The sequence below is a fragment of the Streptomyces niphimycinicus genome, from assembly GCF_018883605.1.
GTDB classification, from domain to species: Bacteria; Actinomycetota; Actinomycetes; order Streptomycetales; family Streptomycetaceae; genus Streptomyces; species Streptomyces niphimycinicus.
This window is the reverse complement of sequence record NZ_JAHLEM010000479.1, coordinates 1-7,841: the sequence shown is the minus strand read 5'-3', so window position 1 is coordinate 7,841 and position 7,841 is coordinate 1. Positions and strand designations below refer to the sequence as shown.

The following is a 7,841-nucleotide window of genomic DNA, read 5'->3' as shown; positions in this document are numbered from 1 at the left end:
CGCGGCGCTGTGGCTGGTCCTGGCCGCCGCGGCGGCCCTGACGGCCCTCTCCGCCGATCCGGACCGCCACTGGCGGACGCCGCTGCGCCGACTGCGGCTACGGATCGCCGGACACCCCCTCGCCGCGACCGGAGCCCCGACGGCGGTCCCAGCGGCGGGCCCGACGGCGTTCCCCACGGCGGTCCCGGTCGCCGCGACCGTCGAACTGCTGGAGCGCTCGCGCGCCTGGCAGAGCGCCTCCCGCGTGGTGCGCTCCGCGCTGCTGGACCACTGGGACGACGGCGGCTGGCGCATCCTCCAGTTCGCCGGGGTGCACGGCGGCGGCACGGCCGCGCGGCCCGTTCTGGTGCTCTTCGCGGTGGACGCCGCGGCCAGCCTGGACACGGTGCGCGAGCCCGCCGTCCGGGTCAGCGTCATCGACGCGGACAGCGGGGCCCCGGTCATGGCCACGGCGTGAGAGGCCGGCGCTCGGCGGGTAATCTGGATCAAACGAAAATTTCCTGGACAAAACGATCGAACCGCGGGGCGTCCAGCGCGGATGGGTGCCGAGGCGTACCGGGCATGGATGGACAGGCCCGACCGACACCCGTACTGACCGACACCCCTGCCGAGGCGGGCCCGTGGCGCGCGCGCCGCCCGGTGCGCGTTCCCGCCCGCCGGGGGCTGGGCCGGTGGCGCCGGTAGGGGAGTGGGTGTATGTCCGAGCATCGGTCCGCGTCCGGCTCCCGGGGGCCCAGATGGTGGCGGCGGCTGGAGGACGCGTTCCACCGGTCCGCGATCGGACGCGGATGGCGGCGGGGCAGTGAATTCGAGCTGCTGCACCGGGCGATGGGCTTCGCCGCCCTGGGCTTTCTCACCCTGGTGCCGCTGCTGATCGTGGTCGCGGCGGCCGATCCGGTGAACCGGCTCGGATTCGCCCAGTGGCTGGCCGAGGGCCTCGGGCTCTCCGCGACCTCGCGGGACGAGGTGCAGGAGCTGTTCGCCCCGCCCAAGCAGGCGCTGGAGTCCACCACCGCCTTCGGTCTGGCCACGCTGGCCATCTTCAGCCTGCGCTTCGGCACGGTGCTCCAGGTCGGCTACGAGAAGGTGTGGGAGCTTCCGGCCGGCCGCTGGCACACCGCCTGGCGCCATCTGGTGTGGTTCGTGGTGCTGATCTGCTATCTGCTGCTCTCCGCCCATCTGGCGCCGGGCATCTCGCGGGTGCTGGTGGGGGTGCTGGGCACGGTGCTGTTCTTCTGGTGGTCGCAGCGGCTGCTGCTCGGCGGGCGGATCAGTTGGGGCGCCCTGCTGCCCGGCGCGCTGGCCACCGGCGTCGGGCTGCTGGGGCTGCGGGTCTTCTCCCAACTGGTGTTCTCCCCGCTGATCGCCTCCAACGCCGTCTCCTACGGCCCGGTCGGCACCGTCCTGGTCGTCCAGTCCTGGCTGGTCGGCGTCGGATTTGTGGTCTTCGGCGGTGCGCTGCTGGGCCGGGTGCTGTACGAGGAGTATCTGCGGATGGTGGCGTGGCGCCGCAAGCGGCGGCGCGACCGGGCCAAGGCGCCCCCACCGGCGGACTGACTCCCCGGCCGACGAATCACCCAGGGGCGGCCCATGACCGGGGTGCGACGCCTTCCCGCCGGTGGTCGCTTCCATGATCGTCGAGCCCGGGGCCGGACCCGAAACGCCATCGCCTCGGGCCCGGCGCGCCTGGCATGCTGGCGGTGTGAACGGACCCGAGATCCATCTCAGTCTCGCCCCCGAACTGCGATTCTTCGCCGTCCCGGAGCGGCGCCGCCCCTGGACGGCCGTGGTCACCGACGGCGCATCCACCCTCGGCCATGTCGTCGAGTCGCTCGGGGTCCCGCTCACCGAGGTCGGCCGGCTGGTGGTGAACGGCGAGGAGACCGCCGTCTCGCATGTGCCGAGCGCGGGGGAGACCGTGGAGGTCCATCCGGTCGTCCGTCCGCAGCGGGTGCCGGGCGCGCCGCTGCGCTTTCTGCTCGATGTGCACCTGGGCACGCTCGCGCGCCGGATGCGGCTGCTGGGCGTGGACGCCGCGTACGAGAGCGAGGACATCGGCGATCCCGAGCTGGCCGCGCGCTCCGCCGCCCAGCGCCGGGTGCTGCTCTCCCGCGACCGGGGGCTGCTGCGCCGCCGTGAGCTGTGGGCCGGGGCGTATGTCTACAGCGACCGGCCCGATGAGCAACTGCGGGACGTCCTCGGCCGGTTCACCCCGAGTCTGGCGCCCTGGACCCGCTGCACCGCCTGCAACGGCCCGCTGGAGGACGCCGACAAGGAGTCGGTCCGGGAGCGGCTCCAGCACGGCACCCGGCGCACCTACGAGGTCTTCGCCCGCTGCACGGTCTGCGAGCGGGTCTACTGGCGCGGCGCCCACCACGCCCGGCTGGAGGCCATCGTGGCCGGGGCGATGGACGAGTTCGGCGACGCCCGGGCCGCCCTGTCCTGAGCCGAGCCGCCGGGCGGAGTGCCTGGTCCTGGGACGCGGACTCAGGACAGGTCGTCCTGGAGGGCCTCCGGAATCGTGGTGTGGAAGGCCGGATGGGCGTGCAGCCGCCGCACATAGGCGCGCAGCCGCCCATGGCGGGAGACCCGCTGGGCCGCGTCGGCGTCCAGGCGGAGCCGGTGCTCGGTGTCGAGCTGGACGAGGGCCACCCACAGGTCCACATCGGCGGCGGTCAGCTCGCCGCCCAGGGCGTACGGCGCGGTCGCGAGCCCGCGGTCCAGGCGCCCGAGGGCGGTCAGCAGCCGCTCCAGCGCGGCGTCCCGGCACTCCGCCTCGTGCGCCGTCCCGGCCTGCCGCGCCGCGTGGGTGATGTCCTCGTCGAGGAGTTCCCGGAGGGCGTCGATGTCCGCGGCGCGAGGCGCCGGCCGCAGCCGGGGGCGTCCCGGTCCGCCGCCGTCGCTCAGATGGCCGGCGAGGTCGCGCAGGATGTCCGGCGTGTGATTGCTGACGACACGGCCGGTCCAGCCGTCGCACAGCGCGGGCGCGTCCACCGGGCCGCCGTAGCGGTGCCAGGTGGCCTCGTAGGCCCCGCGCAGTGCGGCGAACGCCTCGGGGGTCTCGTCCGGGAGCCCGACGAGGGTGGTGGCGACGGTATCCCGCAGCCCGAGCAGATCGAGGGTGATGGAGACGCGCAGCGAGAGCGGACAGCTCGCGGAGAGATAGAGCCGATAGCGATGCGGCACCGGATAGAAGCCACCGGCGAGGTCGACGCCGATGCGGCTGCGGAAGCGGTGCGGTGGCGCGGGCGGGACGATCCGGGGGCCGGGCGAGCAGGGGTCGGGGTCGAGAAGAGCGGCAGGACCTGAACTGATCGGAAACGTCTCGGACATGGCTCTCCAAGGCAAGGACGGAGCCCCGGCCCGCCGGTCTGGGCGGCGCCGGTGGCGCTACGGAAGGGAAGCCCGCGCGGGGCGTTCGCCGGGAGGCTGCCGGGACACACCCGGCCCCGGCGCGCTGGGCCGCGCTCGGTGACCGCGTCGATTCAGCCGGCTGGACTGGAGGCGCTGCAAATGCGCAGCAGATCGATGTGCAGACGCCTGGTCAGCAGGTGACGACGGCGGAGCGGGGACCGGCGCGGGGACCACGGCCCAGGGCGCCGACGGGCGCCGTCCCCGTCGCAGTCGGTCCTGGGCATCTCACCGATCCCATCATCGGGGGCTCGCGAGGCGGCGAGACCGCGCTTGTCCCGTCCGCGCCGACGGAACCTGGTCGTCACCCGGGGGCACCCCGTCGCGGGAGAAGGGTTGCCTGTCAGCGAGCCGGGGCCGATGACCCATCCGAGCGGGGATTCCGCGCGGTGGGCGCTGACCATCGTGACCGTCCCTGACAGTGTCGTCGCGCTCCGCGAGGGCGTCAACCCATGCCGGGACGGCCAACGCGGGCCGACGGCACGGTGGATGCCCGCTCAGCGGAACGGCCGCCGCGCGCCGCCGATGGCCCGCTCGACGAGGACCATGGCCGCGTCGTCCGCCAGCCGTCCCTCGGCATGCCGGACCAGCGCGTGGCGCAGCCGGTCCAGGTACTCGCCCGGGGTGGCACCGTCCACCGTCTCCATGGTCCGGTGCAGCGGAAAGAACTCGTTGTAGTGGTTGCGGGCCTCGACCACGCCGTCGGTGTGCAGCAACAGCCGGTCACCGGGCAGGAACGGAAAGGTCTCGACGCGGATCGGGGGAGGGCTCAGGAACTCCTCCAGGCCGAGCGGCGGCAGCGGACGCGCCGGCTCCAGGGAGCGCACCTTGCGCTCGCGCATCACCAGGGGCGGTGGATGGCCGCGGTTGATCAGCTCGACCAGCGACTCGTCCGTCACCTGGGCGAGGAGCACGGTGACGAACTGCTCCTCCAGCTCCCGCGGGTCCTGGAGCTGGGAGCGGTCCAGCAACTCGTACTCGCGGGCCAGCGCGGCCGCGCAGCGGTGCATCACCTCGGCCAGGTCCTGCTCGTAGTGCACCGCCTCCCGGAAGGCGCCCACCACGGCCGCGGCGGACCGCACCGCGGCCAGCCCCTTTCCCCGCACATCGCCGACGATCAGCCGCACTCCGTAGCGGGTGCACATCGCCTCGTAGAGGTCCCCGCCGATCTGCGCTCCGCGCTCGGCCGCCATATAGACGCTGGCGGTGTTCACGACACCGATCCGGGCGGGCAGCGGCCGCAGCACCACGTTCTGGGACACCTCGGCGATCCGGCGGACATGGGCCAGCTCGCTGTCCCGGCGCACCCGCACCGCGCTGGTCGCCACGCCCGCGAGCGCCACCACCACCAGGGCCAGCAGATTCGCGTACACCGTCTCGCTGCCCCAGACGTTGTTGTGGGTGGCGGTGATCGCATGCACCGCCAGGGCCAGCAGCGCCACCCCGCCGGTGCCGAACGGGCCCATGGTCACCGCCGCCAGCGCCGGCGCCGGGGAGAGCAGGGGGCCGGTGTGGAGGGTGTGCGCGGGGGAGAGCTCAATGCTGAGCACCGCCGCCAGGTCCAGGAACGGCAGACACCGTGTGACCGCGAACAGCGTATGGCTGCGACCGCTCGCCCCCGGGGCGAAGCGCATGAATCGCATAACTTGGACCTTATCCGATGAAAGCCACCAAAGGGGTGTTTATCCGTAACGCGCGACGGAGGCCCCGGGCGTAGCCTGACGCTATGCCCGAGCTACCGGATGTCGAGGGGTTCCGGCGAACGCTGGCCTCCTGCGCCCAGGGCCACCGCGTCGAGCGGGCGGAGGTGGCGGACGCGGGAGTGCTGCACGGGGTGACCGCGCAGCGGCTGAAGCGCGACCTCAAGGGCCGCCGCTTCGCCGCACCCCGCCGCCACGGCAAGTGGCTGATCGCCCCCACCGACGGGCCCACGGTCGTGGTGCACTTCGGCATGACCGGGCGGCTGATCTGCGGGGCGGACTCCGAACCGGCCGGCCGGTTCGAGCGCGTCGCCTTCGACCTCGACGACGGCCACCGCCTCGGCTACGAGGACCAGCGCAAACTCCAGGGCATCTGGCTCGCCGCCACCGACGCCGACGTCGACCGGATCCTCGGCGACCAGGGCCCGGACGCGCTCTCCCTGAGCCGGGCAGAGCTCGACCGGCTGCTGGCGGGGCGGCGCGGCCGCATCAAGGCCGCCCTGACCGACCAGGCCGTGATCGCCGGACTCGGCAACCTGCTCGGCGACGAGATCCTGTGGCGGGCCCGGATCCATCCGCGGCGGCCGGCGAACGCGCTGACCGACGACGAGCACGAACGGCTCCACACCGCGATACGCGAGGTGCTGCGCGCCTCGGTACGGGCGGAGCGGGTGCCGGACGACCCGGACTGGCTCACCGGACAGCGCGACGACCCGGATCCGCACTGCCCCCGCTGCGGCCATCCGCTGCGCCGCGGCCGGATCGCCGGGCGGACCAGCCTGTGGTGCTCCCACTGCCAGCCGGACGGCGACTGACAGCCGCCCGGGGCGACCCGCGGCCCGCCCGGCGCCCTCGCACCCGGTCGATCAGGACACCCACGCCTTGTACGACATCACATCGCCCGCCTTCAGCTTGTACTCCGGATCGTCCCGGGTGACGGTCTCCTCGACGTCCAGCACGCTGCCGTCGTCCGGATCGAGGACGATCAGATACCGCATCCCGGAGGGAGCGGGGGTGAACCGGAACGCCTGCCCCTCCCGGCCGAGCCGGTCGGTGACCTTGCCCGCCGGGCGCAGCCCCTCGATCCGGGACAGCAGGGTGACGATGTCCGCCCGCTGGCGCGGGCCGGGAGTCCACACCGCGAGGAACGACTCGATGGCCGAGATCAGGTCCGCCGGGTCGTCGTCCGCGCCCGGGGACCAGACGGCGAGATAGGCGCGCAGCGCCGAGGCCCCGGCCGGAGGATCCTCGAAGTAGCTCTCGTCGGCGCCGTTGATACCGGCCGGATACTTCTTGTCGCTCAGCACCTTGCCGTCGTGGACCGCACGGGGCGGCGTACCGTCGGCGATCACCGGGTGGTCCGGGTGGCGCGGATCGGTGGCCACCTCCAGCGAGAAACCGCTGCCGTCCGCGTTCCACCGGGTCAGCGACTCCCGGGGCAGCGTCACCGGATCCTCGCCCGACGTCATGCTCAGCGCCCAGCTCTGGAAATGGCTGCCCCGCTCGCTCTTCCCCGGGGACTTCTCGGCCGCCGTCCGCGCCCGCCGGACGATCTCGGCGAGCGATACGTCCGCCCGGGAGGCATGCGCCACCAGCGGCACTGGTCTGGACGCGGCCACCGCGGAGGAAGGGGTGCCCGAGACGGTCAGTGCGAGGGCGAGGATCGTCGCGGCCGCCGCGGCCTCCAGGCTCCAGATCACGCGTCGGACGATACGGTGCCCCCGGTCCTGGGACGGCAGCCGCCGCAGCAGCAGCTCGGCGCGCGCGTCCAGCGGCCGGTCCCGCCAGGGGCCGGTGTCGGCGGACACGGGGTCGGCCTCGCGGAGCAGATCCAGTTCGTCGGTCATGCGTGTCCATCCTTGTGGGCCTCGTCGGCCCGGTCAGCGCTATGGGCCTTGTCGCCCTTGCCGCTCGTGCACCCCACGGAGACCCGGTCGTCCCGGCGCAGGGTCTCTATCTGCTCCCGCAGCCGCCGCCGCGCCCGGTGCAGCCGCATCGCCGCGGCGGACCGGCCGCACCCCAGCACGGTGCCGAGCTCTTCGACGGTCAGCTCCTCCCATGTCGTCAGCCGCAGCACCTCCTGGTCGGCCTCGGCGAGCCGGGACAGCGCCTCCAGCACCCAGGAGCCCGGCCGCTCCGCGTCCGGGCTCGCCACGGTGCGCCCGTCGCGCGTCACCTCGTGATGGCCCAGCTTGGCCAGCAGTCTGCGGTAACGGCCCTTGCCGCGTACGGCGTTGGCCAGACAGTGCCGGGCCACCCCGTACAGCCACGGCAGGGGTGACTCGGGCAGTTCGACCCGGCGCCGCCAGGCCACCGAGAACACCTCGGCGACCACCTCCTCGACCTCCCATGCCTGGCCGTCCAGCCGCCGTGCCACAAATCGGCTGACCGCCCAGTAATGCTCACGGTAGGCGTCGTCGAAGGCGTCGTCGGTGCTCATGATCCGAAGGTGTCCGGCATGCCTTGGATCATCACACCCCGGAGCGGGAAATCTTGACCGGCCGTCGGAGTGACGGTCCACGGGGTGCCGGACACCTTCGGATCATGAGGAACAACACCGTTGTCGCGGCGGCGCCGGCCGCCCCGCCGTCGCGCCGCCCCGGGCCAGGGGCCACGGCCGTGAACTGGCTGACCACCACCGATCACAAGACGATCGGCACGCTCTACCTGATCACCTCGTTCGCCTTCTTCTGCATCGGCGGGGTGATGGCGCTGCTGATGCGCGCCGAA

The 7,841-nt window shown here is 73.3% G+C and carries 7 protein-coding genes, 2 pseudogenes and 1 riboswitch; of the genes and pseudogenes, 5 read left to right on the top strand and 4 right to left on the bottom strand.

The features are described 5' to 3' along the window. From KN815_RS33560 to KN815_RS33550, 3 genes and pseudogenes are all read left to right on the top strand, one after another. A pseudogene (locus KN815_RS33560) lies at positions 1–457 on the top strand (MauE/DoxX family redox-associated membrane protein); the annotation flags it as partial. A gap of 239 nt (positions 458–696) precedes the next feature. Beyond that, complete coding sequence (locus KN815_RS33555; protein WP_216345621.1) at positions 697–1,557, top strand: YhjD/YihY/BrkB family envelope integrity protein; 861 nt, start codon at positions 697–699, stop codon at positions 1,555–1,557. A gap of 145 nt (positions 1,558–1,702) precedes the next feature. Continuing rightward, positions 1,703–2,446, top strand: a complete 744-nt coding sequence (locus KN815_RS33550) for a Mut7-C RNAse domain-containing protein (protein ID WP_216345620.1) — start codon at positions 1,703–1,705, stop codon at positions 2,444–2,446. A 41-nt stretch (positions 2,447–2,487) separates the two neighbouring features. On the opposite strand, the gene KN815_RS33545 is transcribed toward KN815_RS33550, so the two are convergent. Beyond that, complete coding sequence (locus tag KN815_RS33545) at positions 2,488–3,333, bottom strand: glutathione S-transferase C-terminal domain-containing protein (RefSeq protein ID WP_216345619.1); 846 nt, start codon at positions 3,331–3,333, stop codon at positions 2,488–2,490. Between the two features lie 342 nt (positions 3,334–3,675). After that, positions 3,676–3,822, bottom strand: a riboswitch (SAM riboswitch). Between the two features lie 86 nt (positions 3,823–3,908). Next, a complete protein-coding gene (locus tag KN815_RS33540) occupies positions 3,909–5,054 on the bottom strand; it encodes a PP2C family protein-serine/threonine phosphatase (RefSeq protein ID WP_216345618.1) in 1,146 nt (381 codons plus the stop codon). An 83-nt stretch (positions 5,055–5,137) separates the two neighbouring features. Here KN815_RS33540 and KN815_RS33535 point away from each other — a divergent pair, with 83 nt between their 5' ends. Next, positions 5,138–5,926, top strand: a complete 789-nt coding sequence (locus tag KN815_RS33535; protein ID WP_216345617.1) for an Fpg/Nei family DNA glycosylase — start codon at positions 5,138–5,140, stop codon at positions 5,924–5,926. Between the two features lie 51 nt (positions 5,927–5,977). Here KN815_RS33535 and KN815_RS33530 read toward each other — a convergent pair whose 3' ends face one another. Next, positions 5,978–6,958, bottom strand: a complete 981-nt coding sequence (locus KN815_RS33530; protein ID WP_216345616.1) for a CU044_5270 family protein — start codon at positions 6,956–6,958, stop codon at positions 5,978–5,980. After that, positions 6,955–7,551, bottom strand: coding sequence for an RNA polymerase sigma factor (locus KN815_RS33525; protein ID WP_216345615.1), 597 nt, complete (start codon positions 7,549–7,551; stop codon positions 6,955–6,957). The genes KN815_RS33530 and KN815_RS33525 overlap by 4 nt, the downstream gene beginning before the upstream one ends. A 104-nt stretch (positions 7,552–7,655) precedes the next feature. Between KN815_RS33525 and KN815_RS33520 the strand changes: the two are divergent. Continuing rightward, positions 7,656–7,841 (top strand): annotated as a pseudogene (locus KN815_RS33520) (aa3-type cytochrome oxidase subunit I); the annotation flags it as partial.